We start from the raw sequence: 25876 nt of genomic DNA on the forward strand, positions 1-25876 counted from the left end.
CCGAACACGGCCGTTAAGCTCTTCAGCGCCGATGGTAGTTGGGGGTTTCCCCCTGTGAGAGCAGGACGCCGCCTGGCAGCATAATGATCTGTATTGAAAACACGCTCATTCAAATGTAAAATTTGAATGAGCGTGTTTTTTTTTATTTGTAAGATACTGGGTGTGGTTTCAAAGGAATAAACGTTTTAACCTAATAAGGGCAGGGTAGAGTAAATTTGAATACATGTGAAAATGACACTGCCTTCTTCCTAGATTCCACTCATTTAAAGGAATCATTTCGTTTATCTTTTATTATGTCTAATCGGGGTGTGAAAAGCATAAAAGGTGGAGGTGGATGAAGCATAAGAGTAATCCTCTTTTTTATTTTCCTTTTGATTTCTTTTCAAAAAGAATGTTCAAAGCATTTTTAGCTAATAATATAAGGAGTTGATACCTATACCTTCACATCGGATAAGGTCACCTAAATCATGAAGCGGGCGAGTGGACTACTCACCTGCTTGAAAAGAATGATGAATTAAGATGTAAAAGAGACGGAGGATGACAGGATGAAACCAGTCAAAATTTCATATATTATTCCAGCCTACAATGAAGCTGAAAATATCCCTAAAGTACTTCAGGCCATCAATCAAGAAATGAATGGTCAATTCTACGCATATGAAGTTATTTTTGTTGATGACGGAAGCGCTGATGATACACTGGATGTTATAAAGCAGCTGGCATTTCATTGTAATGAAGTTCAATATATCTCCTTTACCCGCAATTTTGGAAAAGAGTCTGCTATGCTGGCAGGTCTTCAGCATGCCCAAGGTGATGCGGTTATTTTGATGGATGCCGATTTGCAGCACCCGCCTTCTCTTATTTCCCAGCTGTTAAAAGGATATGAAGAAGGGTATGACCAAGTTATTGCCAAGCGGAATCGAACTGGTGATTCTCCTGTTCGCTCTATTATTTCCTCTTTCTTTTATCGACTTGTTAACCATACAGTCGACGTAAAACTGACAGATGGAGAAGGCGATTTCCGTCTTTTAAGCCGCAGAGCAGTGAATGCCTTGTTAACGCTAAGTGAAGGAAATCGATTTTCTAAGGGATTGTATTCATGGATCGGATATGGACAGAAAACCATATCTTATGAAAATGTAGCCAGAGAATGTGGCGAAACAAAATGGTCTTTCCCAAAACTTCTGAATTACGCCATTGATGGGATTGTTTCGTTCAACCATAAGCCTCTTCGTGCCTGCTTTTACACAGGAGCGCTTGTGTTATTTATGTCGCTTGTTTATATAGCCATCACTTTTGTTCAGATCATGCGGACAGGAGTAGTCGTTCCTGGATACTTTACTCTTATCTCTGCTGTTCTTTTTTTAGGCGGGGTTCAGCTTGTTTGTATGGGTATTATCGGAGAATACATTGGAAGAATTTATAACGAAACGAAAAAGCGGCCTCATTATTTAATTCAGCATACGAGTATTGGGGCACCAAAAGAAAAGAGAGAAAAACATGCCATTTATTCCTAATGAATTTTTGAAATTTATTATTGTTGGTGTCATTAACACTGGTCATTATTATGCGGTATACATACTTATGCTGCATGGATTAGGATTACATTTTTTTGCCGCGCATATGATCGGTTTTCTCAGCAGTTTAATCGGCTCTTTTTTCTTAAACACGCTATATACGTACAAAGTAAAGCCGACTTGGTCCGCGTTTATGCGGTTTCCATTAACGCAGCTGTTTAATACAGGGATGACAGCTGTGTTATTATATCTGTTTGTTGAACAGTTTGGTATGAACAGTAGTATCGCGCCGCTTGTGGCCGTTTTCTTTACGCTGCCCGCTACGTTTATTCTGACAGGGAGAATTTTAAAAAAGCCATGCAAAAAAGAGAAAACACATCTACATTCTTACATAAAATAAGCCATTCAGGAAAAAAGGCTTCTTTTTTCTTTTTATTTTTATCGAGCTTAATTATAGCTCTTTTGAGTCATTTGTTTTTTATTATACAATGGTTTGATGGGCAGTACATGACAGGCATGAATGATGGCTTGTCACAAATGCAGCCTTTTAAGGAACTGCTTTACAATGAATTTAAAAAAGGCGAGTTTTTTTATTCTCCCGATTTTGGGCTGGGCGGGAGTATATATACACAGCTTAGTTATTATTTTTTTAATTCGATCATTTTTCTTCTTACAACAGGTGTAACATTTGTTCTGGAGAGTATAGGACTCATTGGAAAGCCGGATCTTTTTTATTGGGCGGATGCCATTTTAGTTGTCAGCGTCCTTAGGCTGACCGTCATTTTGATGATAACGACGTTTTACTTTTGGTACATGACTCTCTCAGCACTGCCTGCTTTTGTTGGTGCGGTTGTTTATGGTACAAGCATTATTTACTTTCGGTATGTGACCTACTGGGAATTTTTTTCGGATTCGATGATTTGGCTTCCACTGCTTTTAATCGGTGTCGAAAAAGTAATACGGGAAGAAAAACCATGGTTTTTTCTTGCAGCTGTTTCGGTCAGCTTATTTGATAATTTTTACTTTTCGTATGTTAACTTTTTGCTTGCAGGCATTTATATTTTATTCCGATGGATTTTCAAGCTCTCAGAGGGAGAAACATCAGTAAAAAAGCAAATTAAGCTGTTTTTGCTGACCGGCATTGCGGGATTTGGCATTAGTGCTTTTTCTTTTATTCCTGCTGTATATGGATTCTTAAATAATTACCGGCCGCCTTATACGGAGCAAATTCCTCTTATTGGTTTTACTGATAACTTTTTAATCAACGGCCTAATCGTATATATACCCGCTTTTGTCGTGTTGAGTCTCATGCTTGTTTCTTTGTACCAAAATCCGTTGTTCCGTTTTTTTGCTTTTATGACGATTTTTTTAGTCCTTCTACATATGAGCCCGTATGCGGCCAGTGTTTTTAATGGTTTTTCAGCCCCACAGTATCGATGGGAGCATCTTTTGTCTCTTACAGTGGGTGGTACAGCAGCTGCTGCGCTCTCTATTCCGATTCAAATTAAGCGAAAAAAGCTCATGATTGCTTTTGCCTGCGCAGCTGTTTTATATATTCTTTTTTATGTGCTGGACCCTGTCATAACGTTTCAGCGTGCAAAAGATGCCTGGATGGGTGTTTCCGCATTTATAGTCGTGGCTGTCTTTTTTGTTCTTGTTATCCGGAAAAGCCGGCATATAAAATCAATCATGGCGCTGCTCATTATTTTAACAAGTATAGGGGTGGCGAACGCTTATCAGGAAAACCGCCTGTCGGTTTCAGGAACATCTTTTAAAGTGTCCAAAGAGTATATGAATAGTGATCAATATCGAGGTGCTGACCAGCAAAAGGTGATTGCCTTGATTCAGGAGCAGGAAACCGACCCGCTTGCCCGGATCGATTGGACACTTCAGCGTCGGAACAATACCCCAATCATTCATGGCTTCAAAGGAATGAGTGCTTACTCAAGTATTTTAAATGAGCATCTTTTATTCTTTTATTTAAAAGATCTCTATATAGATATGGGTTGGGAAAGTGTCAGCCGCTATGGAACACTTGGAGATCGTGCTAATTTAGAAAGTCTGTTAATGGGCAAATATTATATCAAGAAGAAAGAAGAAGAAGCTGTTCCGTATGGATTCAAGGAAGCTGCCTCTGCCGGCGAATACGTTGCATATCAAAATGAAAACCTCCTTCCGTTTGTCCGTACGACAAGTACCGTATTTTCAGAACGGGAATTAAAGAATGCTTCGCCCGTGGCAAAAGAACATGCTATGCTCTCGGGAATTGTCCTCGATCGTAAAGAGCCGGGAGCTCCTATACCGGAGAGTACATCCATTATGAAACGTACATCGGTCGAACCTGTTCATGCCACTTATGAGAAGGATATACTCAAGGTACCCGAAAAAGGCGGGATTGATGTAGTGGTCAATCAGCCTAATCCGTCTGTTAAAGATTACTACCTTACCTTTACTTTAAGAGGAATCGATAATAAAGATTCGTACGTACTTCAAGTCAATGAGTATAAAACAACCCGAAAAGCGGCCCGTTCTATCTATAAGACGAACGTGGATCAGCTGGTGATAAGAGTAAAAGCGAACAGCCGTATTTCCCTTCGTGTGCCAAAAGGAACCTATGAACTAAAGGATGTGCAGCTGTACGAAGAAACATATGAAGTTCTGCAGGAAGCAAAAGCTGAAAGCCGTCAATCATCCGTCCAAGGGCTTCGCTGGGAAGGGAACCGCATTTCTTTTACGTACAACAATACGAATCATAGTCAATACGCAGCCATACCGCTTCCTTATGAAAAAGGCTGGCGTTTAACGGTAAATGGTGAGAAGCAGGAAATCAAAAAAGCAAATTACGCATTTACAGGCATTGAACTAAAAGAGGGACGAAACAATGTCGAGCTCGTGTATTATCCGCCTTTCTTTTTCCTACTTCTCGCTTTATCGGCTTGTACTCTTTTTCTTGTTCTTCTCTTGTTTTACCGAACAAAACGATCCACTTCTTAAAAAAGCGGATCGTTTTTTTGTATAAAAAAAGTATGGAATGGCAATGAAAAAGGGAAAGGGTTCCTGAAGGGAAGGAGGAGCGGCATGAAAATGTTAAGCTTGGTATTGGCGATAGGCTTTGCTGTTCTTCACTTTTCAGCCAAGTATATGGTTTTTTTAAAACGTGTTCCAAGAAGCCGGTTTTTATCTTTTGCTGGCGGTATCGCCGTGTCATATGTATTTGTGCACCTTCTCCCGGATTTACATACGCATCAGCAGGTGCTGGAGAAAGCTCAAAATGGTCTGCTTCGTTTCATTGAAAATCATGCTTATTTGATGGCGCTTATGGGCCTGGCTCTTTTTTATGGCCTTGAAGAAATAGTATCGCAGTCCACGAATAAAAAGGAAACAAAGGTAAGTTCAGGTATTTTTTGGATTCATGTGGGCGTTTTCTTCTTTTACAACATGCTGATTGGTTATTTGCTTATTCAAGAAACATTTGATCAAGTACTTGGAATGCTTTTTTATTTTCTTGCCCTGTCCGTTCATTTTATGACGATCGACCAAAGTATGCGTGAAGCGCACCAGCATGTATATGACCAATATGGCCGCTGGATTTTAATTTTTGCCGTGTTAGTCGGCTGGGCCCTGGGTGCTTTAACAGAATTAAAAGAAGCGGTAGTGTCGACAATGGTGGCTTTTTTGTCGGGTGCTCTTATTTTAAATGTCTTAAAGGAAGAACTGCCAAAAGAAAGTGAAAGCAGCTTCGGCGCATTTGCTGCCGGATTGATTATTTATTCGGCGCTGCTGCTAGCCGTTTAAACAAGCCTTGCTTTGCTTTTGTTTTGTGCTGTTCCAATCTGTGGCTGATTGTTTAAAAAAAGAAAGAGGGGGAAGGATAAACAAAAAAGAAAAGTGGGATAAATATGCCGAGTATTGTTTCTGCCAGTACGTACCACCCTCCGCATATTGTTGAGCAGGGTCAAACTGCCGCTTTTGCCCGTGAATTATTCAAGGATGATTTCCGGGATATTGAGCGGCTTTTAACCGTTTTTCAAAATGGGCAAATTCAAAAGCGGCATTTTGCTATGCCGTTAACTTGGTTTGAGCGCGACCACAGTTTACAGGAACGAAATGATTTATATATTGAAAAAGCCGTTGAATATGGAACCGAAGCTGTTAAACAGTGTTTGGATGACGAACGCTTTTTACAGCAATCGCTGACAGCAGGCGATATTGATGCCATTTTTTTTATTTCCAGCTCGGGCATGGCAACGCCAAGCATTGAATCGAGAATTATGAACTGTCTGCCGTTTTCTGATGAAACAAAGCGGATTCCGATCTGGGGGCTTGGCTGTGCAGGCGGAGCGGCTGGGATCAGCCGTGCTTATGAATATTGCCTTGCCTTCCCACAGGCAAAGGTGCTCGTGTTAGCGATTGAATTATGCAGCTTAACGTTCCAGCGAAATGACCGGTCAAAAAGCAATTTGGTTGGAACGTCGCTGTTTGCGGATGGGACGGCTTGTGTGCTTATGACGGGGGACGAAGCTGGGATAGAAACAAAACGGCCTGTACCGTCTGTTTTAAAAACCGCATCCAAATTAATGCCCAATTCTGAAGATGTAATGGGCTGGGAGGTCAAAAACAGCGGTCTTCATGTCGTTTTTTCACGGGATATTCCTGTAATTGTCCGAGACTGGCTGGGAGGATTTGTAGATACTTTTTTAGAAAAGGAAGGGTTATCTATGAAGGAAATCACCCACTTTGTTGCACATCCAGGCGGGAAAAAAGTGCTAGATGCATACGAAGAAACACTGAAGCTTTCAGCAGAAAAAACACTTCATGCCCGGAACGTTCTTTCATCGTTTGGTAATATGTCATCTCCAACTGTTTTATATGTGTTAGAACAATTTATGCTTGGCAATGTGAAGCAGGGAGACTACGGGTTGATGACTGCTTTAGGACCCGGCTTTTCCGGAGAATTAGTGCTGCTGAAGTGGGGGGAAACAGTATGAGCGGCATTTTTTGGCTGTTTATTCTTTTTCTTTGTGTACAGCGAATTTCTGAGCTTTTTATCGCCAAACGAAATGAAAAGTGGATGCTCAGTCAGGGAGCCTATGAAGCGGGGACACGTCATTATCCATTTATTGTGGCACTTCACACGCTTTTTTTCATCAGCTTAATTGCTGAAGTGACCATGATGGAAAAAACGCTCAGCTCAAACTGGCCGATGTGGCTGACATTATTTTTGGTTACGCAGCTTGGTCGGGTATGGACACTTCGCTCACTCGGCCCTTTTTGGAATACAAAAATTATCGTGCTTCCCGGCGCAAAAGTTGTTAAAAGAGGCCCTTATCGCTGGGTTCGCCATCCAAACTATATCATTGTTACACTTGAATTTATTGTGATACCGCTGCTGTTTCAAGCCTACTACACAGCAATTATTTTCACGCTCTTAAATGCATGGATGCTGTCTGTCCGCATCGCTGCAGAAGAGCAGGCTCTTATAGATGCTACGGATTTCGGGAAAAGCTAAAGAATAAACAGACGGCAAAGCAGCTGGCTCTGTCGTCTGTTTACCGAATAACAGCGAGCCTTTCATAAACTTGTGACAGTGTAGTGATACCCATTTCTTGAAGTTTTTCAATATACACCGCCCAAAGCGCCGCAGTAAGACGCGCATCACCAAGAGCATGGTGCCGGCCGGTTAGAGGAATTTGATTGTGTTCACAGCAGTCCTCCAGGCGTACATAAGGATTGTCCGGCTCTGCAATCCGGTACATAAAGGATGTATCGATCAGCCGGTGGGAAAACGGTGTCCGAAAATATTTACGGCTCGCATACGTCATAAAAGCTTTTTCGTGGCTGGCGTGATGGGCAACGAGAGGAGAAGCCCCGGCAAATTTAAAAAATTGTGCCAGCGCTTCAGCCGGCTCAGGAGCCTCTATCAATTCTAATTCCTCAAGTCCTGTTAATTCCTTTACGAGAGGCGGGAGTGGTTCAGTAAAACGGACCAATGAATAGAATTCATCTTCAACGTGTCTTCCGCATACTTTTACAGCGCCAATCGATAAAATTTGATCCCCTTTGTCTGGATGAAATCCGGTTGTCTCCAAGTCAAATACAACTATCTGCAATTTGTCGAGCGGGACCGAGGTCGCCTCCTTTGTTTTTAAATCGCGCTGCAGACTCCGCATAAAAGCGATATCATGACGGCCGCCCTGAAGGCCTGTGAAGCGGTTTCCACTTAAGTTTTTCATAAAATCATTAAAGCCCATTCTGCATCATCCTTTTGCTATGAATCGCTGTACATAATGATGAAGGGACTCTGCGGTTTTTAAAATATGGCGCAGTTCCCTCTTGCGGACCGGTCCAAGTGAATCAATGTTTATATAGTGAGAACTATCATAATCGGGCGCGTTTCTTAAGACGCGCAGCCTGAATTCGAGCAGCAGCCGAAATGCTTCCTCATATTCCTGCATGCGGCCGTTATGAGCAGGAACAGCTGTTAAAGCCTTCATGCGCAATAAAGTAGAAGAAGCATCAATTCCTTCTTTAACGGCAAGCACGCGAATGGCATTTACGTAAGGAAGAAAAGCGGATTGTTTTAAATTAAGTGACCCGGCATGCTGGCCGTTTTGTTCCGTGAAAATTTGTCCAAAAAGGCCAATCGATTTTTTCATAAATTGAATGTTTTCAAAAAAGCGCTTCAGCTTGTGCGGATTTTTTTTCATGTTTGCAGCCACTTGTTGTTTCAAAGTGGAAACGGGTTCTTTGTCACCGTGAATCACACGGGCATCATAGATCATATGAAGAGAACGCATCGTATCCAGTGTTTCAGATTCAATCCATAAAGCGATTTGCTGCTTCCAATCCTCTGCTGATCGGCACCAGACTGGATTAGAACTCATGACTTTTCCTTCACAGTACGAGTACCCAGCTGCATGTAATCCATCTGAAAAAGTTCGGCCTAAATCTAAAAAATAAGCAGCGGCTTCATCTGTATGGGCCTCGAAGACGATGCCATGATCCTGGTCGCTGATGGTGCCTTGTTCAGAACGGCCGGCGCTGCCAAGCAAAAAAAGGGAATAAGAACAGGGGGGAGGGCCATACTCGTGCTCGTGAATTTGCAGAGCGATCGTAAGAACCTGCTTCATAATTTCATCGTGAAAGGCATTCAAGCGCTGTGTGGAGTGAAGGTGCCGATCCATTTTCGCTTCTTTTTCCTGGCGAATGTTTGCGTACGTTTGCTCCCGCGTTGTCATGATTTTTCACATCCTTTTAAACAATAATACGCAAAGCGCCGCCGCTTTGCGTATTATTTATCTTATTTATCGCCTACAGCTTTAGATTTTGTGTCAGCGAATACTTCCGGATAGCCGTATGTGCCGTGTTCACTGATATCAAGCCCCATAATTTCTTCTTCTTCTGAAACGCGGAGCCCGCCAAGAAGCTTCTTGATGACGAAAAGAATGACGAACGAAGCAACAAACGCAAATGCGCCGGAGACGAATACACCCATCGCCTGCACCCCAAGCTGTTCGAAACCGCCGCCGTAGAAAAGACCAGGACGGCCAACGGTAGCAAGATCAGGTGTAGCGAAGAAACCGGTTGATAGTGTTCCCCAGATACCAGGAATACCATGAACAGAAAGAGCAAAGATCGGATCATCAATCCCCATTTTTTCCATCCATTTTGCTCCGTAGAATACGAGAACGCCGGCAATTAAGCCGATTACAACGGCTGCCCATGTGTCAACGAAAGCACAAGATGCGGTGATGGCTACAAGACCAGCCAGAGCGCCGTTTAAAATAGTTGGAATATCCGATTTTCCAAGGGTTACCCAAGAGATAATCAATGCGGCAACAGCGCCTGCGCCAGCTGCAAGCTGTGTATTAAGTGCTACAAATCCGAAGAACCCGGCATCAACAGATACTGTACTTCCGGCGTTAAAGCCAAACCAGCCTACCCATAAAATCAATACGCCGAGTGATGTGAACACTTGGTTATGCCCATGAATGGCATTAGCAGAACCATCTTTATTAAAGCGGCCGATGCGAGGTTTAAGAAGGATCGTAGCTGCCAGAGCCGCCATAGCGCCTGTTAAGTGAACAACGGTTGAACCGGCAAAATCCTGCTTGCCATGCTCCGCAAGCCAGCCGCCGCCCCAAATCCAATGTGCAACAACGGGATAAACAATTGCTGAGAAGAGAATGGTGAATAAAACGTATACAGATAACTTTGCACGTTCCGCGAAACCGCCCAGAGCGATTGTAATCGCGATCCCTGCGAATGCCAGCTGGAATACGAAGAATACAGTAGATGAAAGCCCTAAATCTAAGTCAGCGCCAGAGTAGAAAAAGTTCGACATTCCTACAAAGAAGTTCGCGTTATCACCGAAAATGAAAGCAAATCCGACAGCCCAGAAAACGAGGGAAGCGAGTCCAAATGTGAAAGCTGTCTTTCCGGCAATATGGCCAGCGTTTTTCATACGAGTTGATCCAGCCTCAAGCATAATGAATCCGGCAATCATGAAAATAACTAAAATAGCACTAACCATGACCCAGAGGCTGTTCATTAAGTACAACATATCTTCCATGTTAAAACCCTCCCGAACGTTATTTTTGTTAACTGATGATGTTACTTTTTATAACATGTACCTATCTTATGCGGAAAATTAAGATTAGTCAATAGATTTTTTAGGATTTTATTCTCTTGTGTAATAAAACATTACATAAACAAGACGAATAATATATAGAAAAACTGGTTTGATATACGGATTCATAAGATTTTCAATAGGTAGTAGATATTTGGGCATGATAAAGAAGTTTCTTTCATAGAAATAAAACAAACAGAAAGAGAAATGACAAAAAAAGGATTTAGCAGCTGATGTATGATACACTCATTAAAAAAGGAGGCGTAACGATGGGCTGGTTCGGCGGGAGTTATCAAAATTATGACTTCACGATGTTTTCAGGAAGCCATTTTATTGTTGTGGCGGCTGTTAGTACAGCACTGGCCGGATTATACGTCTTTCGCCAGCAGCTGGGCAGATTGGTCGGGAGAAAGATGGAAATAGGTACAGCTTTCTTCTTATTATTAATAGAAGCCGTTTATCATGTCTGGATGATTACCACAAACAGCTGGAAGCTGAGTCACGCTATTCCGTTGGAGCTGTGCAGCATCAGCTTATTTTTGGCGGTTCTGCTCCTCGTAACGAAACAAAAAGGCATTTATGACATTTTATTATTTACCGGTTTACTTGGAGCTTCGCAGGCGTTATTAACTCCCTATTTGAATTTTGACTTTCCTCATTTTCGTTTTTTTCATTTTTTCACGGTACATGCTTTTCTGCTAATTGTTCCTCTTTACTTTACCTGGGTAAAAGGATACAGGCCAACGCTTTATTCGGTTGGGAAAACATTGCTGTTTTTAAATTTGCTCATACCACCTGTGATGGTGATTAATAAGTGGACGGGCGGAAATTATCTTTATTTAAGCCACAAGCCGTCAAGCGCCAGTTTGCTGGATTTGCTTGGACCTTACCCGTGGTATATTGTATCTCTTGAAGCGCTGGCACTTATGCTCAGTCTGCTAATCTGGGTGATGTTTCGCGAAAAGCCGTCAGGCCATCAAGCGGAAGGGCTGTTTCGGCGTAAAACAGCAAAAAGAGCAGAATCGTCTTGATCTGCTCTTAGAGGAAAGACAAAGTAAGAAAGCGGGCGTTTGCGGGCAGCCCGAGAGCGGAATCATCCTGATCCGCTCTTTTTGCTATGTGCAGGCTGCTGTTTTAATAGAAAGAAAAAAACACCTGCTAAAATAAAAATGCCGCCTGTTATCTGCCAGCTCGTCAGCTGTTCATTCAGCAGGAGAACAGCGAGCAGGGTGGCACCGACTGGTTCACCGAGAATGCTCATTGAAATTGTTGTGGCATTCACGTAATTCATAAGCCAGTTGTTAATGACATGTGCAATCGTCGGAACAATCGCAAGAAGAAGAAAAATACCCCATTCGTGCTTGCTGTAGCCGGTTATCTGCGTACTGGCTGCTAAGTTGTAAAGACACAGAAAAAGAGCAGCAAAAGAAAAAACACAAAAGCTGTAAATCCAATGAGATACTTTGCGCACGGTCTGCTGCCCAATGAGCAGATAACCGACAACGGCAATGACGCTTAAAAAAGAAAGCAGGTCCCCTAAAATAGCCTCTCTGCTTAATCCGAAGTCGCCCCAGCCAATCATTACTGCACCAATAATAGCAATGCCCATCGTAGCAAGAGATGCGGCATTTGTTCGTTCCCGAAACAGTAAAAAGCCGCCCGCCATCGAGACGAGTGGCTGCAGAGCTAAAATAATCGTCGAGCTGGCAACAGTGGTCAGCTTTAACGAGCCGAACCACAGCACAAAATGAAAAGCCAAAAACAATCCGGAGAGAATTAAAAGCATCCAGTCTTTTCTTTGGATACGCTCAAATTCGGATCTTTTTCTCCACACAATAGGCAGTAGGAACAAGCTGGCCAGAATCATGCGGTACATACTTAAGATAGAAGCAGGGGCGTCTGACCACTTAACAAAAATCGCTGAAAAGGAAATAGCGACAATCGCAATAAACAATGGAAGCCCGATCGATCTGTTTGCCATTACCGCCCAAACAGCTCAATCCACTCGCCGTCCGGCCCGTAGAAAAAGACATATTTTGCTCCGTTCGGAAGAGTTGTAACGGTTTCGTCAACAAAAACAACGTTATGTTCCTTTACACGAGCGATTTCTTCTTCGATATTATCGACCGTAAAGGCGATATGGTGCACCTTTCCTTCTGCCGGCAGATTTGGATTATAGCCTTCGATGATTTCAATTAACGTTTCATCTGACTGCTTAAAGCCGAGAAACGCAATGCGGAGATTTGGATCAGGATGACCCTGCTTCTCAAGAAGCTCAAGCCCGAGAACCTTTGTGTAAAAATCAATTGTTGCTTCTAAATCCTTTACTTGAATACCGACGTGTTCTAATTTTGAAATACCCATATGTATACCTCCTTTTTTCTCCATTATCCCCCTGCCTTGACAAATACGCCAGCAAAAATAAAGATAAAAGAAAAGCAAATAGAGAGAAGGATTTTTTTGATTTATATATGGATTGGACTAGGGGGCGTTATGGGTGCATTGCTGCGATACGGTGTATCGGCCGTAATAGGCCACGGAGCGGCTGGCGGTTTTCCAATTGCGACTCTTTTTGTGAATTGCCTTGGCTGTTTTTTGCTTCCGTTTTTAAACGAAAAAGTAAAAGACCGTATTCCGGTACCGATACAAAAAGCTGTTACAGCCGGGGTTATCGGTTCCTTTACAACGTTTTCTGCTTTTAGCGTAGAAGTCATAACGCTCATCGAAGCAGGAAGGGCAGCTTCAGCTCTTTTGTATATAGGTTTAAGCATAGGCGGCGGGCTTCTGTTTGTACGCCTCGGCCGTAAAGGAGCGAAAGCAGTATGATAGTGGTCGCGATTGGCGGTTTTTTCGGGGCGATAGCCCGTTTTTGGCTGAGCAGCCGGTTCAACAGCACGGCTTTTCCGTTCGGAACTTTGAGCGTCAATGTACTTGGTGCCTTTTTGCTTGGGCTGCTTATAGGCAGCGGGGCAGGAGAGAGCGCTCGTTTACTGTTTGGAACGGGGTTTCTTGGCGCCTTTACTACCTTTTCAACCTGGCTGTTTGAAGCGGAGCAAATGAAAATGAAAAAAGCCTTTCTTTATATATTCCTTACATGTGCGGTCGGTTTTTTTGGTGCATGGCTTGGCCTATAAGTCGTTTCAAGGGAAATCCATATAAAGGATATGCTATACTTTCAACGTGAATAATTTATTTGATGAAGGGATGCGGAAACATGCAATTTGTAACGTTAAACAACGGACTCAAAATGCCACAGCTTGGCTATGGTGTATGGCAGGTTGAAGACGAACAGGCAACACCGGCCGTTTTAAAAGCGATCGAAACAGGATACCGCTCTATTGACACAGCTGCTGTCTATGGAAACGAACGCGGCGTTGGCAGAGCAATCAAGGAATGCGGTGTGCCTCGTGAGGAGTTGTTTATCACCACAAAAGTGTGGAACTCGGATCAAGGTTATGATGCTACGCTAAAAGCATTTGATACGAGCCTTGAGAAGCTGGGCCTTGATTATGTGGATTTATATTTGATCCATTGGCCGATGCCGCAGGAAGACACATATGTGGAAACCTACAAAGCGCTTGAAAAGCTGTATGCAGATGGGCGTGTAAAAGCAATCGGTGTCTGCAACTTTGATATCGACCACCTGCAGCGCCTGCTGGATGAGTGCGATGTAAAACCGGTTGTAAACCAAGTGGAATGCCACCCGCACCTCGTTCAAAAAGAACTTAAAGCGTTCTGCAAAGAGCATGACATCTACGTGGAAGCGTGGAGTCCGCTGATGCAGGGCGGTGTTGTGCTTGAAAACAATATTGTAAAAGAAATTGCGGAAAAGCACGGTAAGACTCCGGCACAAGTTATTTTGCGCTGGCATTTGCAGAATGGTTCGATCGTCATTCCAAAATCCGTTACACCATCTCGTATCGAAGAAAACTTCAATGTGTTCGACTTTGAACTTACACAGGAAGAAATCGATCAAATTACGGCTCTTGACCGTGGTGAGCGTACAGGCCCGGTGCCAGCAGAGTTTAACCGTAAATAATGAGTATAGGAACATCAAAAAAGACCAGCAGATTCAAATGCCGGTCTTTTTTATGTTTATACACTGTCTCGTTCAATTAAGCGAAAAGGCACTTCTTTGTGGGAAGTGTTTGAAGAAATGACCTGTTCAAATGCTGTTTCCCCGAGCAGATGCAGCGGCAGCTCAACAGTTGTAATGCCGAGTGCACCGGCAATAGGGTGATTATCAAAGCCGATAAGAGCCACATCCTCCGGCACAGAAAAGCCAAGCCGCCTGCATTCGAGCAAAAAACCGGCTGCCACGAAATCGTTTGTAATCACCATGGCATCAGGCCGTTCGGAAAGCGCTGACCATTCACCGGCAATTCTGATGCCGTCATCAATGGTCAGTGCCTGGTTAAATACCCAGCCGCGCTTTGCCTTGCCATACTGTTCTTCATACGCCTGCTTTCTTGCCAGGCTGCTTTTTCCCTCCGTCCGCAAAAGAGTGTAACCAACTTTCTGATGACCTTTTTTCTTTAAGAAAGACAGAGCGGCCTGGAATGCTTTGTACTGGTCGACAAATACAGAGGAAAGGGACGGGTCAGCCAGTGCTTCGCACAAAACAATTTGTCCGTATTCACTGTAGTCCTTCACGATATCAACAGGACACTCCCGTGAAACGATAATCACTCCGTCAACTTGTTTTCTCTTCAGCATATCCAGCGCCTCTATTTCCTGGCTCACCTGATAATTGCTTTGCGTAATCATCAGCTTGTAGCCGCTTTTTTCGGCAGCTGAAGCAATTCCGCTCAAAATCACCCCGAAATAAGGATGGCTGACAAATGGCAGAATCACCCCGATGATCTTTGTTTTCCCCAGTGAAAGGTGAACAGCATTAATGTTTTTCACGTAACGAAGCTGCTCGGCTGCTGCAAGGACAGCTCTTCTTTTTTCCTCTTTTACGTAAGGGTAGTTATTTAACACTCTTGAAACCGTAGCGGCAGAAACACCAGCCATTCGAGCGATATCATGAATATTGCCCATCTTTATCCCTCTTCCAAAAAAAGTGCTTGTTCTGAAACGCGTTTCATCCTTTACATTGTAAAAAAGAAGGGAAGGTGTGGCAATGATGTGGGGGATTTTATCCATAATCTTTTTGTGTACAGTAGAACTTTTATTAGCGGGTGCGGCAGTAAAGGAACGGGAAAAGCATTCTTATTGGGAATAACACGGTTTTGATTAACGAATGGAAGGGAAGGAAATCACTAATGAAAAGAATCCGGCTTTAAAAGCCGGATTTTTCTTGCTAAATGGAAATACTTTTTATATAATTAGTAATTATAGAATTAATAATTAGAAAGAAGGCGGAGCAATGACAAGCTATGACTCCTCCAAATACCGGACACCAGACGGTTATACAGCAGACATTGCGATCTTTACCATTTTATCGAAAAAAAGAGAAGAAAAAGCGCCTCCTGACATGAAGCTTTACATGATGCTTATTCAGCGCGCGGCAACAGACAGTGAAGGAAATCCCAATATCGAAACTTTGAAGTGGGCAGTTCCTGGCGGGTTTATCCAGCCGGAAGAAACAGGCATCCAAGCTGCGCGGCGGGAGCTGCTAGAAGAAACAGGTGTTAGCGGTCTTCATATGCGTCATTTTGGTGTATACGATACACCAGGACGCGATCCGCGCGGCTGGATCGTTTCAAATGCCTTTTATGCCATTGTGCCGGAAGCGTCTCTTGTAAACCGGTCAGCGTCAGATGATGCGGCGGACGTACAGCTGTTTCCGATCGAAGAAGTGCTGAATCTAGACCTGGCTTTTGATCACAGGCAGATTGTTCAGGACGCGCTTGCATTGATCCGGTCAGACATGCTGAGAACAACGCTGGCGAAAAACTTTTTGCCGAAGGAATTTACACTTTCTGAATTGCAGCGGGTGCTTCTGACCGTAACGGATGATGCGAAAATCGCTTCTGATCCGGTTTTCTTCGCTCGTGCACCGAAGCTTCCATTTTTAGAGCTGGCACTGGATGAAGACGGACAGCCGAAAAAAACAACCCGTCACTCGTACCGGCCGTCCCGATTGTATACTTTTAATGATTTAGATGTAATTGAATCCATTTACGGATAAGAAAGGCGGATGTGTATGAAAGCATTGCTGAATATTGATTATACGTATGATTTTGTTGCAGATGATGGAAAATTAACGTGTGGAAAGCCAGGCCAGGCCCTTGAAAGAGCGATTGTCGATATAACAGAGCAATTTATCCAAAACGGCGACTATGTTGTTTTTGCGATTGACGTGCATGATGAGCGCGACCCTTATCACCCGGAAACAGGGCTGTTCCCGCCGCATAATATTCGCGGTACGAAAGGGCGCGACCTGTATGGCTCTCTTCAATCCGTGTACGATCAAAACAAAGACCGGGATAACGTCTATTACATGGATAAAACGCGTTACTCTGCTTTTGCCGGAACAGACCTTGATATGAAATTAAAAGCGCGGGAAATTACAGAGGTGCATCTTGTCGGCGTATGTACAGATATATGTATTTTGCATACAGCAGTGGATGCGTACAATAAAGGATACAAAATTGTTGTGTATGATCACGCGGTAGCGTCTTTTAACCAGGCAGGCCATGAATGGGCACTTGGGCATTTTGTCGATACACTTGGCGCCAAAAGGAGGAAAGAATTATGATGAAGCATCCAGATGACAGCTTTATGCTGCATACCGATTTGTATCAAATTAATATGGCGGAAACGTATTGGAGAGACGGCATTCACGGTCGGAATGCGGTTTTTGATCTTTATTTTCGCCGGCTTCCCTTTGGGAACGGCTATGGCGTTTTCGCTGGTCTCGAGCGCATTATTTCGTTTATCCAAAAATTCGGCTTCACAGACAGCGATATCGACTATTTGCGTAAACTGGGCTACGGAGAAGATTATTTAGCTTTTTTAAAGAATATGACGTTTACGGGGACGATCCGCTCCATGCAGGAAGGAGAAATCGTTTTTGGAAACGAGCCTATTATGCGGATCGAAGCACCGCTTGCACAGGCTCAGCTGCTTGAAACACTTCTTTTAAATGTGGTGAACTACCAGACCCTTATTGCGACGAAAGCATCACGTATGATGCAGGTTGTAGGTGGTGGAACGGCACTTGAATTCGGAACACGGCGGGCGCAGGAAACCGATGCCGCTATCTGGGGAGCGCGGGCGGCTTATCTAACTGGTTTTTCAGGCACCAGCAATGTGCGGGCAGGCAAACTGTTCGACATTCCGGTATCCGGAACGCATGCCCATGCTATGGTGCAGGCGTACCAGGATGAATATACAGCATTCACAAAATACGCTGAGACGCATGAGGATTGTGTATTCCTGGTCGATACATATGACACGCTGCGTTCTGGCGTGCCGAATGCAATCCGGGTTGCCAAGGAATTTGGCGATGCCATCAACTTTATTGGTATCCGTCTTGATAGTGGCGACCTTGCGTATTTATCTAAAAAAGCCCGCACGATGCTTGATGAAGCGGGCTTCCCGGATGCGAAAATTATCGCTTCCAATGATCTTGATGAAGAAACGATCATGAGCTTGAATGCACAGGGTGCAAAAATTGATGTGTGGGGCATCGGAACAAAGCTGATTACCGCTTTTGACCAGCCGGCTCTTGGCGCCGTGTTTAAGCTTGTCGCAATCGAGAACGACCAAGGAGAAATGGTGGATACCATTAAAATCTCCGGCAACCCGGAAAAAGTGACAACACCGGGTAAAAAGAACGTTTATCGTATCATTAACAATGCAAATGGAAAAGCGGAAGGAGATTATATCGCACTCCAGGAGGAAAACCCGCAGGAGGAAAAAAAGCTGAAAATGTTTCATCCTGTTCACACGTATATCAGCAAATTTGTCACTGATTTTACCGCTGTTGATCTGCATAAAGATGTTTTTGTAAACGGAAAGTTTATGTACCATCAGCCGTCGCTTGCCGATATACGAGAACATGTGAAAAAGGGGTTATCGGTTTTATGGGATGAATACAAGCGTCCCATTAATCCAGAACAGTACCCTGTCGATTTAAGTCCAGCCTGCTGGGAGCATAAAATGAAGAAAATTGAAGAAATGATGCCGCCATCTGCGCGTTAAGAAAAAGCCTGCTCTTAAGCAGGCTTTTTTTAGTAGTACATTTTAGGCAGGAGGCCGCGTATGTATCGTGAATGTTTGGCTGGTATCCTGTGTTAATGAGTGTTTCTTTTTGCCTATTAACTGGTAAGATTAATAGAAAAGGAGCAAAGGTACATGACAAATAGCCTGATGAATATTGCTTGTGAGTATATTCGTACATATTTTAAAGAAGCCGCTTTGCAGGAGAAAACACTTGTGTATGTAAGATACACGTTTAATAAAACCGGTTTTTTTGCGAAGCTGTCCGGCCTTCATTACGACGTTTTCTGGCAAAGAAAGAGGACGGGAGAAAAAGAGCAGCTTATGGTGATTGTCGAGCTGCTTTTTTTAGCACTCGACATTATGGATGATATTCAAGACGGAGACGGACATGAACATCCATGGGGAGAGGTGGACACCGCACAAAATTTAAATATATTGACGGGCCTGCTGATGATTTGCTTTTTAGAAGTAAACCGTCTGCAAATGGACGAAACGGTTAAGAGTGGGGTTCTTCATATGATTCAAGCCAATGTAGTCAAAGCGATCAACGGCCAGGCAGCTGATTTGCAAAATTGCTTGGAAACCGAAGAAGACTACTTGAACATGGTATCTATGAAATCCGGCTCTTTGATCGAAATAGCCTGCCTGCTCGGAACGGGAGAGGTAAAGCCTGCCATCGAAAAAGAAATGAAGGTGTATGCCCATTATCTCGGCATTGTCGAACAGCTTCGAAATGATGTGTACGATCTGTTTCAGCCGGAGAAAAAAAGTGATCTATATCATAAGAAAAAAACATTGCCCGTGCTGTTTTGTTTAAATAGCGAACAGTCAAAATATGAAGCAGTAAAAAGGTATTACGAGAGCGGGAGAGAGGAGCCATCAACAGAAGAAGAAAGGGCTGCGGTGCAGTCGCTGCTTATTGAAGGGGATGCCCTTTCCTATTGCAGTGTAATCGAAAAGCTGTATCTTTATAAAATTCGAACCTCTGTCACTCGAATGCCAATCAGTGAAAAACAAAAGAAGCAATTAATGGCGGGCTTATTTTCATAACTTATCTCCATCCTTGAGGATGAATAGGCTGATGTTCAATAGATTCAAAGATAACGGCTAACTCTGACTCTGAATAGGTTTCAAGCAGACGGCGATCTTCTTCGCTCCAATCCGAAAGTGATGGTTTTGCCAGCAGCAGCTCGACTAGTTTCATTGCCATATTTCTCTTTCATCTCCTTTATTGGTGTATAATTATATATATTACAAAAAATTGAAGGAATCGTCACTTATTAAGCAATACGGGGAGAAAACATATGTTAAAACATTATTGGCAGCTGGTTGTTGCTTTTGCCATTTACATTGTAAGTCATGTTTATCTTATGATAAAAATGGCGGCAGAGAAACAAAGCTTTTCATCGGATATGATCGAGTTATACGTACCTGGCTTGTTTTCACTGCTGTCCATTATTTTAATTGCACCGATTATTGGCAAGCAAACGACATCCGCCCGCCGGTTTATTTTATTCCTGCTTGCAGTGTCCCTCAGCTTGTTTGCTTCTAAAGAGTCTGGCGAAGGAGATCCTGTATCCGTCACCATCTTAACGGTTGCTTTTCAACTGGCTGCTCTTTATTTTCTTCTCTTTGCAGAAGCGGTTTTAAAGGAAAAACAGCTTGATCTCGGTTCTCTCCCTGCGTGGCTGTCTGCCTTTTCGTGGGTAACACTTTTGTTTATCGGGTTTAATGTTGGCAATTATTTTGCATCGTGGGTCCCATCTTATGTAGTGAATAACAGTATGCTCGTTCACTTTAGTTTTTCTATTTTTGCTGCTTTAGGTATCATCGCCTGGCAATACAATCGGACAGAAAACACGGAGCACAAAAGCTTTTTAAAGTGGATGATGATTGTGCCGGCTATTGCGTTTGTCCCTTTTATTGTGATTTATGTTCTTCCATATGTGGCGGCAGGAGTGGATGGGCTGGATCGAATCGCCGTCTTTTCTCTTTTTGCACTTCCATATGGCTATACACGCCTTTTGATGAACCGGCAGCTGTTTGATTTCGATTTTGTCCTCAGCCGTTTTTTCTACTATAGCGTGCAATCCGTTATTCCGGCTTTTTTACTGGCGGTGATCATATACAGCGTCGCGGGGAAGTTTATCATTCCTTTTGCTGCTGCTCTCTTGATCATAGCTCTTTCTTTTTTAATGAAAGAGCAGTTTGATTTTTTTATTCGAAACAGCTTGTTTCAGGATCGGAAAAATATGGTGCAGGGCATTGAGATTCTAGCAGGGAAGCTGTCGGCTGTCATGAAAACGGATGAGCTGGAGCGCATGTTTGCACTGGAAGTTCTTCATGCCCTGCATCCGTCTGCCTTGTTTATTACCGAAAAAAGAAACGGAGAGTGGCTGATCCGGCACGCGGAAGGAGTGGTTCCGGCTATACCATCTGAAGCGCAGCGCCTGTTAATGGCAAGAGACCGTGAAAAAGGGCTGCTGGTTCATCAGCAGTGGCTTGGCATTCAGCTGTTTGAGCGGTCAGAGCAAAATATTTATCTATGGATTGGTCCGAAAAAAAACGGATTAAGGTGGAATATCAGTGAAAAAGCATGGCTGCTTGCTGGAGTTCCCTATGTCCGGCTCGTAGCCGATAATCTGCAGGTGGCCCAAAAGAAAATGGAGGAATTAGAGGTGCAGGCGATGAATCACTCACCGGGCACGATTCGGCTTCTTTTAGCGATTTCTGAAAAAGAAAGACGGAGGCTCGCTGCTGATCTCCACGACTCAGTGCTCCAGGAGCAGTTCGTTGTACAGCGAAAATTAGAGCGCCTTGCCCGGTCAGAGCATCTGAAAGACACGCTTTTAAAAGACGTAAAAGAGATTCAGAGGGACATGAAACAAGTGACTCGCCATATTCGGGAAACGTGCCAGGAGCTGCGTCCGGTTTTTCTTCAGGAGGAAGGGCTGCGCGGTACATTAGAGGAGTTGTTTTCCCGGTTTAAGCTAACATCCGATATTTATTTGCAATGTGATATTGATCTGCCGTCCCATTACAGGTCGGACCAGGACAAAGAACTTGCTGTTTATCGGATTGTACAGGAGCTTTTGCATAATGCCCGCAAGCATTCAAAAGCATCCCGTCTGTCTATTTCTGTGTGGGAGGAAAGCGAAACCTTATTTTTGGATTATCTGGATAATGGAATTGGGTTTGACATGAGCTGTATGGATGAGCAGGGAAACCAGATGGGGATATCCGGGATAAAGGAGAGAGTGGCCATGCTTTCAGGATATGTAGAGTGGATGACATCGCCTAACAGCGGTGTGCAGGTTCAAATGACACTGCCAGGGTGGAGAGAATGACACGAATTTTGCTGCTGGATGACCATCAAATTGTCGGGCTGGAAACGAAAAGCATGATTGAAGCATATTCGGATTTTCAAGTCACATGTGTATCCGATCATCAAACAGCTATTGAGATGAGCGAAAGCGAGCCGTTTGATCTGTACCTGCTCGATATGAATATTTCTGAAGAAGTGAGTGGTGTAAAGGTAGCCGAAAACATTCGTGAATCCCAGCCGGGAGCGAAGATTATTATTTATACGGGATTTGATTATACGAACCGAATCGATTTAATCGTCTCATCTGGTGTTGGCGCAATTATTAATAAAGATGCACCCGCAGCAGAGTTAATGACGGCGATCTATGCTGTGCTCAGCGGGTACGCCATCGTGCCGCTTGCTGCGTTGAAGCGGCTGTCATTAAAACAAAGCAGCAGCCGGTCAAATCAAAAGCAGGATACCTCTTATACATTAACAGAACAAGAGCTTCAACTGCTAACGGCTCTGGCAGGCGGAAAGAAAACCGAGGAGCTGGCAAAACAATTTTTACAAGCAGCCGGACGATCGAGTACTGGTTGTCCAAGCTATTAAACAAAATGCAGGTACAAACAACGTCTCAAGCTGTTACTGAAGCGGTTCGACACAATCTTATTAGCCTTTAATTTGCACGCTTTCTTGATGGAAGCGTGTTTTTCTTTTGAAAAAATAAAAGACCTGTCCTGCAGGCCTTTTGTAATTCATTATTCGTTTTGCTTGAGCGTTTCTTCTTTTTTGACTGGAAAACGAAGCGTGATCGTTGTTCCTTTTCCTTTTGTGCTTTGTATATCAATGGAGCCGTCGTGCTGTTTTAAAATACGCTGTGTAATCATAAGGCCAAGCCCTGTTCCGTCTTTTTTTGTTGTGTAAAAAGGAGTACCCAGCTGTCCGAGCTGTTCATTCGTCATGCCGACGCCTTTATCAGACACCACTGCTACAGCTTCTCCCTGTACGTTCATATGAACGTCAACCGAAAGGGTCCCGCCGCCCGGCATGGCGTCCAAGCTATTTTTAAACAAGTTAATAAACACCTGCTTCAGCTGATTTCCATCTCCATGTATAAAAATAGGAGAGGGATCATCAAAGCACTTTATAATCTGCACATTGCTCATGCTCGCCTGCGGTTGTGATAGGGCAATCGTATCATGAAGAATCTGTATTAAGTTTTGTTCGCCGAAACAAGTGTCCTGCGGCTTTGATAAAATAAGAAACTCGCTAATAATCAAGTTAATTCGGTCAATTTCCTCCAAAACGAGATTGAAATGCTCCTGATCGAAAAACGATGGCTGCAGCAGCTGAATAAAGCCCCGAATCGTTGTTAAAGGATTACGGATTTCATGGGCAGCGCTGGCAGCCATTTGACCGACAGCAGCGAGTTTTTCTGTGTTAAGCAGTATCTGTTCCGTTTCTTTTCGCTGGGTAATGTCACGGAGCTGCGCGAAGGCACCGGCCAGTGTATCTGTTTGATCGAAAATCGGCAGCACATCCAGCAAGTACGTTGTTTCACGGCCTGATGTGCTTTTAAATGTTCTTTCAATGTCTGTAGAAGGAAGTCCTTTTGACAGCGCCTGCTCAAGATAATCGCCAACGAATGGGCAGTTCGCAGCCGTTTCGGAGAGCAGTGACTGTTTATCTTGCTTCACCATCCGTTCTGCGGCCTTGTTAACGTTAATAATATTGCCTTCCTTGTCAGAGACAATCAAGCCGCTCGTGGTAGTCTCCATAATAAGCTCATTAAGGAGGCGCAGATTCTCGTTTTGCTTCATTAACTGAAGTTCACGCTCGAGGGATTCCTTCATTGTCATAAGCAATGATAGAAAGAGAGGGTGGGCAAAATCAACAGCCGTCATAAATGAAAGTGTGCCGATTTCTTCATTTTGAGTTCTGTTCCAAATAGGGATGCTGTAGCACGCAGCATTATGCAGATAATGATGATAATGCTGCGAGCCGACTATACCGACTGGCTGCTGATAATCCAGCGCCAGGCAGGCAGAATTAATACCATTGTATTCATTTGTCATTTGAACTCCGTTTTGAATTCCTAGTTTCATAACCATTTTTTTAATGCTGCTGTCCCCAATCATATGAAGAACGTAGCCATGCTTATCCGTTGCTGCTGCAAGAATAGGAATGCCAGGCAGCGAAGCAATAAATTTATCAAAAAAGTACGTAACCGCATGAATGAATTCAGCGTGTTGGCGCTGTCTTGCTGCTAATGCCTCTGCATCTAATATATGTTTAAAAGAAGGAATGCTCTTTGGATCAAGTCCCCTCGCTGCACATTCCTTTTTTAATGTATCAAAACAAATATTGTTTTGCTTCATTTGTTGTTATCTCCTCGCTATTTTCCTTCGTATTCCCATCTACTTCTATTATAAACGAAACAGGCTTATACGAAAGGAGGGAAGGAGAAAACTGGTTTAGGGAAAATATTTTTCTTAAAGCCTGTGATACGCTTGTTCATTGCAGATGATAAATAATGGAGCATGTTGAGGAATATACTCGTCCAGTTTTTCCATAATAGAGAGGTCGTGGCGGCTGGCGACAAGAAGAATCCCTTTTTCATCTAACGCCTGCTTAGCTTCACGATACGTCTGCCAGCCAAATGTATTTTCAATCCGGTAAAGATCGTATCCATCACTGCATGTTAACTGACGGATAATCTCACTGGATCCGTTAAACAAAATGGAACGTGCAGCTAAATGAGCTGCTGTATCATTTGGCGTAATAAACTCTTCTACATTTGCATGTGAAAAAGCGGGCAGGTTAGCTGAATCCGCCACTTCGCAAATTGTGTACACATTTTGCTCCTGTCTTTGAGCAGCAGCTTCAATACTTGAAGCGATCAATAGAGTCAGGCCGTCAGCCGTCGAGGCGTTCGGCGCATGATCCGGTGAAAAAATCATAATGGATTTAGCTTTTAAAAAGTTTGCCTGCCGAAGCGTTTGCTCAGAAGCTGGAGCCCCTTTAACAAAATCGACACGTTCATGGAGGAAAGGCGTTTTCGCTTCTGTTTCATCCATAATAACGATGCAGATGTCGGGAAAGGTGTCGAGCAGTTCTAGTAAAGTAATCCGTGCCCGGTTCGTCCAATTAATCAATATAATGTGCTGTTCACGTGTAATCGTCAATCGTCCTTCCTCCTTCAATCGTTTTCGCGCACTAAGTGTGTCAATGGCTTTTCCGATCAATACGGTCATGAGGCCAATGCCGAATACGTACAGCAGCATGGCAAAAATCTTTCCAGAAACAGATACTGGCGATAAGTCACCGTAACCGACTGTCGCAACGGTTGTCATCGTCCACCATAGTCCGTCAAAAGGGGAAGTGAACGTTTCAGGTTCTATATAATACATAAAAAAGCTGCTGAACAGCACAAGGGACATGGTGGCGAAAAAAAGTGTCCAGCTGCTCATGTGCATGGCTTTAAAGAAAAGTCTTCGAAAAAAAATCATCTGCAGGTTCCTCCTTTCAGAGTAAATCTTCTGTATAAGATACGAGTGGAAATAGGGCGGAATACTATAAATCGTTTATTTCGCCAATAATCGAGGGTATTCCTCCAAATTCGGTCTATTAACCGATTTACATTTCGGCCAATTGCCGGTATTTTGAACATAATCCATGAAAGCGGGAGGGTGAGAATATGCTGTTTCGAAAAGGAAAGCTGTCTGTCCGAAAGCTGGAAGATAGAGATGAAGGCCGGCTTGTTAAATGGTTATCAGATCCGGTCGTACTGGAATTTTACGAAGGCAGAGACAACCCGTTTGATACGGAAAAAGTCCGGAAAGAATTTTACACAGACGAAGAGGGACTGGTTCGCGGTATCATTGAATTCGATCAAAATGAGATCGGTTACATTCAATATTATCCACTTGGAGAAGAAGAAAGAGCGTTATATGGCTATGAAGCAGATGAAGTGGTTTATGGAACAGACCAGATGATCGGAGAAGTACATTATTGGAACAAGGGTGTTGGCAAAGTGCTTGTTAAAGCACTAGTAGAGCATTTGATCCGTACGAAACAGGCACAAAAAGTGGTAATGGATCCGCAGGAACGGAATGTGCGGGCGATCCGCTGCTATGAAAAATGCGGGTTCCGGAAAGTGAAACTGCTGCCAGAGCGGGAATGGCACGAAGGAAAATACCATAATTGCTGGCTGTTGGAATATAAAAAATAAAAAGCGGAGCCAGAGGGCCC

At 43.5% G+C, this 25876-nt stretch carries 26 protein-coding genes and 1 rRNA gene; 18 read left to right on the forward strand and 9 right to left on the reverse strand.

Going from position 1 to position 25876, the window contains the following annotated elements; genetic code table 11:
- The 7 genes from rrf to RG959_RS16445 all read left to right on the forward strand — a co-directional run.
- A 5S ribosomal RNA gene (rrf, locus tag RG959_RS25615) occupies positions 1-77 on the forward strand; the annotation flags it as partial.
- Positions 78-545: 468 nt separating this feature from the next.
- A complete protein-coding gene (locus tag RG959_RS16420) occupies positions 546-1514 on the forward strand; it encodes a glycosyltransferase family 2 protein (RefSeq protein ID WP_242235390.1) in 969 nt (322 codons plus the stop codon).
- Positions 1498-1914 carry a GtrA family protein gene (locus RG959_RS16425; protein WP_342798039.1) on the forward strand — a complete coding sequence of 139 codons (417 nt, stop codon included), beginning with the start codon at positions 1498-1500 and terminating at the stop codon, positions 1912-1914. The genes RG959_RS16420 and RG959_RS16425 overlap by 17 nt, the downstream gene beginning before the upstream one ends.
- Entirely contained in the window at positions 1872-4508 is a 2637-nt protein-coding gene (locus RG959_RS16430; protein WP_342798040.1) for a YfhO family protein, read from the forward strand. Before RG959_RS16425 ends, RG959_RS16430 begins: the two co-directional genes overlap by 43 nt.
- A gap of 84 nt (positions 4509-4592) precedes the next feature.
- A complete protein-coding gene (locus RG959_RS16435) occupies positions 4593-5309 on the forward strand; it encodes a hypothetical protein (RefSeq protein ID WP_342798041.1) in 717 nt (238 codons plus the stop codon).
- A 104-nt stretch (positions 5310-5413) separates the two neighbouring features.
- Positions 5414-6502, forward strand: coding sequence for a type III polyketide synthase (locus RG959_RS16440; RefSeq protein ID WP_342798042.1), 1089 nt, complete (start codon positions 5414-5416; stop codon positions 6500-6502).
- Positions 6499-7023 (forward strand): isoprenylcysteine carboxyl methyltransferase family protein, encoded by a 525-nt coding sequence (locus RG959_RS16445; protein WP_342798043.1) that lies wholly within the window; start codon positions 6499-6501, stop codon positions 7021-7023. The genes RG959_RS16440 and RG959_RS16445 overlap by 4 nt, the downstream gene beginning before the upstream one ends.
- A 40-nt stretch (positions 7024-7063) precedes the next feature.
- Here the strand turns inward: RG959_RS16445 and RG959_RS16450 are convergent, their stop codons facing one another.
- The 3 genes from RG959_RS16450 to RG959_RS16460 form a co-directional block, all read right to left on the reverse strand.
- Positions 7064-7765: an exonuclease domain-containing protein gene (locus RG959_RS16450; RefSeq protein ID WP_342798044.1), complete on the reverse strand. Its 702-nt coding sequence runs from the start codon at positions 7763-7765 to the stop codon at positions 7064-7066.
- 6 nt (positions 7766-7771) lie between these two features.
- Positions 7772-8752: a DUF294 nucleotidyltransferase-like domain-containing protein gene (locus RG959_RS16455; protein ID WP_342798045.1), complete on the reverse strand. Its 981-nt coding sequence runs from the start codon at positions 8750-8752 to the stop codon at positions 7772-7774.
- A gap of 62 nt (positions 8753-8814) precedes the next feature.
- Entirely contained in the window at positions 8815-10086 is a 1272-nt protein-coding gene (locus RG959_RS16460; RefSeq protein WP_309091742.1) for an ammonium transporter, read from the reverse strand.
- Between the two features lie 326 nt (positions 10087-10412).
- On the opposite strand from RG959_RS16460, the gene RG959_RS16465 reads away from it, so the two are divergent.
- Entirely contained in the window at positions 10413-11174 is a 762-nt protein-coding gene (locus RG959_RS16465; protein WP_342798046.1) for a YwaF family protein, read from the forward strand.
- A 62-nt stretch (positions 11175-11236) separates the two neighbouring features.
- Here RG959_RS16465 and RG959_RS16470 read toward each other — a convergent pair whose 3' ends face one another.
- Both RG959_RS16470 and RG959_RS16475 read right to left on the reverse strand, forming a co-directional pair.
- Positions 11237-12124 carry a DMT family transporter gene (locus RG959_RS16470; protein WP_342798047.1) on the reverse strand — a complete coding sequence of 296 codons (888 nt, stop codon included), beginning with the start codon at positions 12122-12124 and terminating at the stop codon, positions 11237-11239.
- A complete protein-coding gene (locus tag RG959_RS16475) occupies positions 12124-12507 on the reverse strand; it encodes a VOC family protein (protein WP_342798048.1) in 384 nt (127 codons plus the stop codon). Before RG959_RS16475 ends, RG959_RS16470 begins: the two co-directional genes overlap by 1 nt.
- 96 nt (positions 12508-12603) lie before the next feature.
- Here RG959_RS16475 and crcB point away from each other — a divergent pair, with 96 nt between their 5' ends.
- From crcB to RG959_RS16490, 3 genes are all read left to right on the forward strand, one after another.
- Entirely contained in the window at positions 12604-12969 is a 366-nt protein-coding gene (gene crcB, locus RG959_RS16480; RefSeq protein WP_342798049.1) for a fluoride efflux transporter CrcB, read from the forward strand.
- Positions 12966-13277 carry a fluoride efflux transporter FluC gene (locus RG959_RS16485; RefSeq protein ID WP_342798050.1) on the forward strand — a complete coding sequence of 104 codons (312 nt, stop codon included), beginning with the start codon at positions 12966-12968 and terminating at the stop codon, positions 13275-13277. The genes crcB and RG959_RS16485 overlap by 4 nt, the downstream gene beginning before the upstream one ends.
- An 80-nt stretch (positions 13278-13357) precedes the next feature.
- Positions 13358-14182: an aldo/keto reductase gene (locus tag RG959_RS16490; protein WP_342798051.1), complete on the forward strand. Its 825-nt coding sequence runs from the start codon at positions 13358-13360 to the stop codon at positions 14180-14182.
- 56 nt (positions 14183-14238) lie between these two features.
- Here the strand turns inward: RG959_RS16490 and RG959_RS16495 are convergent, their stop codons facing one another.
- A complete protein-coding gene (locus tag RG959_RS16495; protein ID WP_342798052.1) occupies positions 14239-15186 on the reverse strand; it encodes a LacI family DNA-binding transcriptional regulator in 948 nt (315 codons plus the stop codon).
- Positions 15187-15514: 328 nt separating this feature from the next.
- On the opposite strand from RG959_RS16495, the gene RG959_RS16500 reads away from it, so the two are divergent.
- The 4 genes from RG959_RS16500 (at position 15515) to RG959_RS16515 (ending at position 19368) form a co-directional block, all read left to right on the forward strand.
- Positions 15515-16279, forward strand: a complete 765-nt coding sequence (locus tag RG959_RS16500; RefSeq protein ID WP_342798053.1) for an NUDIX domain-containing protein — start codon at positions 15515-15517, stop codon at positions 16277-16279.
- Between the two features lie 9 nt (positions 16280-16288).
- Positions 16289-16849, forward strand: coding sequence for a cysteine hydrolase family protein (locus RG959_RS16505; RefSeq protein ID WP_342798054.1), 561 nt, complete (start codon positions 16289-16291; stop codon positions 16847-16849).
- Positions 16846-18297 (forward strand): nicotinate phosphoribosyltransferase, encoded by a 1452-nt coding sequence (locus RG959_RS16510; protein WP_342798055.1) that lies wholly within the window; start codon positions 16846-16848, stop codon positions 18295-18297. The genes RG959_RS16505 and RG959_RS16510 overlap by 4 nt, the downstream gene beginning before the upstream one ends.
- Positions 18298-18450: 153 nt before the next feature.
- Complete coding sequence (locus RG959_RS16515) at positions 18451-19368, forward strand: polyprenyl synthetase family protein (protein ID WP_342798056.1); 918 nt, start codon at positions 18451-18453, stop codon at positions 19366-19368.
- Between the two features lies 1 nt (position 19369).
- Here the strand turns inward: RG959_RS16515 and RG959_RS16520 are convergent, their stop codons facing one another.
- Positions 19370-19528: a hypothetical protein gene (locus RG959_RS16520; RefSeq protein WP_315693290.1), complete on the reverse strand. Its 159-nt coding sequence runs from the start codon at positions 19526-19528 to the stop codon at positions 19370-19372.
- A 94-nt stretch (positions 19529-19622) separates the two neighbouring features.
- Between RG959_RS16520 and RG959_RS16525 the strand changes: the two genes are divergently transcribed.
- Together RG959_RS16525 and RG959_RS16530 are read left to right on the forward strand one after the other, a co-directional pair.
- Positions 19623-21665 carry a sensor histidine kinase gene (locus RG959_RS16525; protein WP_342798057.1) on the forward strand — a complete coding sequence of 681 codons (2043 nt, stop codon included), beginning with the start codon at positions 19623-19625 and terminating at the stop codon, positions 21663-21665.
- Positions 21662-22234, forward strand: a complete 573-nt coding sequence (locus RG959_RS16530) for a response regulator (protein ID WP_342798058.1) — start codon at positions 21662-21664, stop codon at positions 22232-22234. Before RG959_RS16525 ends, RG959_RS16530 begins: the two co-directional genes overlap by 4 nt.
- 149 nt (positions 22235-22383) lie before the next feature.
- On the opposite strand, the gene RG959_RS16535 is transcribed toward RG959_RS16530, so the two are convergent.
- Both RG959_RS16535 and RG959_RS16540 read right to left on the reverse strand, forming a co-directional pair.
- A complete protein-coding gene (locus tag RG959_RS16535; RefSeq protein WP_342798059.1) occupies positions 22384-24003 on the reverse strand; it encodes an ATP-binding protein in 1620 nt (539 codons plus the stop codon).
- 114 nt (positions 24004-24117) lie between these two features.
- Positions 24118-25134 (reverse strand): potassium channel family protein, encoded by a 1017-nt coding sequence (locus RG959_RS16540; protein WP_342798060.1) that lies wholly within the window; start codon positions 25132-25134, stop codon positions 24118-24120.
- A 188-nt stretch (positions 25135-25322) separates the two neighbouring features.
- Here RG959_RS16540 and RG959_RS16545 point away from each other — a divergent pair, with 188 nt between their 5' ends.
- Positions 25323-25856 (forward strand): GNAT family N-acetyltransferase, encoded by a 534-nt coding sequence (locus tag RG959_RS16545; protein WP_342798061.1) that lies wholly within the window; start codon positions 25323-25325, stop codon positions 25854-25856.
- Positions 25857-25876: the final 20 nt, after the last annotated feature.

The sequence above is a fragment of the Domibacillus sp. 8LH genome (assembly GCF_038806185.1).
GTDB lineage: Bacteria > Bacillota > Bacilli > Bacillales > Domibacillaceae > Domibacillus > Domibacillus indicus_A.

What these genes read in the sequence shown, in the direction of transcription:
- RG959_RS16530 (WP_342798058.1), top strand. Translation starts at nt 21,662, where the DNA reads ATGACACGAATTTTGCTGCTGGATGACCATCAAATTGTCGGGCTGGAA.
- RG959_RS16425 (WP_342798039.1), top strand. Translation starts at nt 1,498, where the DNA reads ATGCCATTTATTCCTAATGAATTTTTGAAATTTATTATTGTTGGTGTC.
- RG959_RS16475 (WP_342798048.1), bottom strand. Translation starts at nt 12,507, where the DNA reads ATGGGTATTTCAAAATTAGAACACGTCGGTATTCAAGTAAAGGATTTA.
- RG959_RS16430 (WP_342798040.1), top strand. Translation starts at nt 1,872, where the DNA reads ATGCAAAAAAGAGAAAACACATCTACATTCTTACATAAAATAAGCCAT.
- RG959_RS16455 (WP_342798045.1), bottom strand. Translation starts at nt 8,752, where the DNA reads ATGACAACGCGGGAGCAAACGTACGCAAACATTCGCCAGGAAAAAGAA.
- RG959_RS16460 (WP_309091742.1), bottom strand. Translation starts at nt 10,086, where the DNA reads ATGGAAGATATGTTGTACTTAATGAACAGCCTCTGGGTCATGGTTAGT.
- RG959_RS16440 (WP_342798042.1), top strand. Translation starts at nt 5,414, where the DNA reads ATGCCGAGTATTGTTTCTGCCAGTACGTACCACCCTCCGCATATTGTT.
- RG959_RS16465 (WP_342798046.1), top strand. Translation starts at nt 10,413, where the DNA reads ATGGGCTGGTTCGGCGGGAGTTATCAAAATTATGACTTCACGATGTTT.
- RG959_RS16515 (WP_342798056.1), top strand. Translation starts at nt 18,451, where the DNA reads ATGACAAATAGCCTGATGAATATTGCTTGTGAGTATATTCGTACATAT.
- RG959_RS16510 (WP_342798055.1), top strand. Translation starts at nt 16,846, where the DNA reads ATGATGAAGCATCCAGATGACAGCTTTATGCTGCATACCGATTTGTAT.
- RG959_RS16540 (WP_342798060.1), bottom strand. Translation starts at nt 25,134, where the DNA reads ATGATTTTTTTTCGAAGACTTTTCTTTAAAGCCATGCACATGAGCAGC.
- RG959_RS16445 (WP_342798043.1), top strand. Translation starts at nt 6,499, where the DNA reads ATGAGCGGCATTTTTTGGCTGTTTATTCTTTTTCTTTGTGTACAGCGA.
- RG959_RS16450 (WP_342798044.1), bottom strand. Translation starts at nt 7,765, where the DNA reads ATGGGCTTTAATGATTTTATGAAAAACTTAAGTGGAAACCGCTTCACA.
- RG959_RS16545 (WP_342798061.1), top strand. Translation starts at nt 25,323, where the DNA reads ATGCTGTTTCGAAAAGGAAAGCTGTCTGTCCGAAAGCTGGAAGATAGA.
- RG959_RS16505 (WP_342798054.1), top strand. Translation starts at nt 16,289, where the DNA reads ATGTGTATGAAAGCATTGCTGAATATTGATTATACGTATGATTTTGTT.
- RG959_RS16525 (WP_342798057.1), top strand. Translation starts at nt 19,623, where the DNA reads ATGTTAAAACATTATTGGCAGCTGGTTGTTGCTTTTGCCATTTACATT.
- RG959_RS16420 (WP_242235390.1), top strand. Translation starts at nt 546, where the DNA reads ATGAAACCAGTCAAAATTTCATATATTATTCCAGCCTACAATGAAGCT.
- RG959_RS16520 (WP_315693290.1), bottom strand. Translation starts at nt 19,528, where the DNA reads ATGGCAATGAAACTAGTCGAGCTGCTGCTGGCAAAACCATCACTTTCG.
- RG959_RS16485 (WP_342798050.1), top strand. Translation starts at nt 12,966, where the DNA reads ATGATAGTGGTCGCGATTGGCGGTTTTTTCGGGGCGATAGCCCGTTTT.
- RG959_RS16500 (WP_342798053.1), top strand. Translation starts at nt 15,515, where the DNA reads ATGACAAGCTATGACTCCTCCAAATACCGGACACCAGACGGTTATACA.
- RG959_RS16490 (WP_342798051.1), top strand. Translation starts at nt 13,358, where the DNA reads ATGCAATTTGTAACGTTAAACAACGGACTCAAAATGCCACAGCTTGGC.
- RG959_RS16535 (WP_342798059.1), bottom strand. Translation starts at nt 24,003, where the DNA reads ATGAAGCAAAACAATATTTGTTTTGATACATTAAAAAAGGAATGTGCA.
- RG959_RS16470 (WP_342798047.1), bottom strand. Translation starts at nt 12,124, where the DNA reads ATGGCAAACAGATCGATCGGGCTTCCATTGTTTATTGCGATTGTCGCT.
- RG959_RS16495 (WP_342798052.1), bottom strand. Translation starts at nt 15,186, where the DNA reads ATGGGCAATATTCATGATATCGCTCGAATGGCTGGTGTTTCTGCCGCT.
- RG959_RS16435 (WP_342798041.1), top strand. Translation starts at nt 4,593, where the DNA reads ATGAAAATGTTAAGCTTGGTATTGGCGATAGGCTTTGCTGTTCTTCAC.